Origin of the sequence: Parolsenella sp. LCP21S3_E11, from assembly GCF_052118165.1 — a bacterium.
Classification (GTDB): Bacteria; Actinomycetota; Coriobacteriia; order Coriobacteriales; family Atopobiaceae; genus Parolsenella.
In genome coordinates, this window is sequence record NZ_JBQKHS010000021.1 from 1 (window position 1) to 994 (window position 994).

Genomic DNA, 994 nt, shown 5'->3' on the forward strand with positions numbered 1-994 from the left:
TCCCATTCCGAACCCGGAAGTTAAGCCCCCTAGCGCCGATGGTACTGCGGAGCAGTCCGTGGGAGAGCAGGACGTCGCTGACCAACGAGGGGCATTTGCGTGCCGGGAGGGTCCCGTCACCCGCGTGGTGGCGGGGCCCTCTATCTGTATGGGGGCCGGGCGCGCGGGCCCCGGCCTCCCGCCGGCGGCGCGTCCCTCTCGGGTGCCCCCTTGACCATGTCTCCGGGGCTGGTTCCGGGCCGTCTGGCTTCTCCGGCGATGCGGCGTGCCGTGTAAAGCAGGCAATTGCGCCCCGCCATCCGGCTCGATGGCGGGGCGTTTTTGTTATTTGGGACCTTGCGTAGCGCCACCTCCCGCTAACGCCCCCTGGTCATTTGGCACGGAGAGGGGATCGCGGCGATGCCGGAGGCCCTCCTTCGGGGCGGGAAGGCGCCTTTCGTGCGGCGCGCTTCGTCTTGCATGGATTTGGGCAAGTTATCCTTCTGCGGTTCGCGACGAAGCTTCGAACAAAGGGGCCACCCACAATGTCGCCCCCTTTGCGTCGTTGCAATTAACTTCGACGAGACGCATCGCCTCCTTTCGCGGCGGTTTCGCCGTGCGTCGGAGGTCATTTGCTTCGAGCCGTGCTGCCGGGGTTTTGAATTTGGCGTGATAGCTCGTCGGTGCGGAGATTTCTTCTGGGTAATCTTGCTCGATTTGCCGGTCGGCATGTCATCGACTCAGCGTATTCGGGTCACGGTTCGCGGGTTTCTCTATAAGACGGACGTATCTGGCTCGTACCGACGGATTGGCCGATCGCAGGCCTTCGAGCTGGGGATATGCCACAAGACTGACGTTTGGAGGGCTTCCAGCTGGGGCCGGTGTCGCTAACTCTCCGGGCCTTAAATGTGTGCGTCCCGTGGAGACGCCCCCGCCCCCTTGCGGGCGGCCCCGGGGGCGCGTATATTTCATCCCTGCGCCGCGGCCGGCGGGTCCCACGGGACGGGCGGAGGCG

The 994-nt window shown here is 65.3% G+C and carries 1 rRNA gene; it reads left to right on the plus strand.

From position 1 onward, the window contains the following. Nucleotides 1-83, plus strand: a 5S ribosomal RNA gene (rrf, locus tag ACTQ1Z_RS08520); the annotation flags it as partial. Between the last annotated feature and the right edge of the window lie 911 nt (nucleotides 84-994).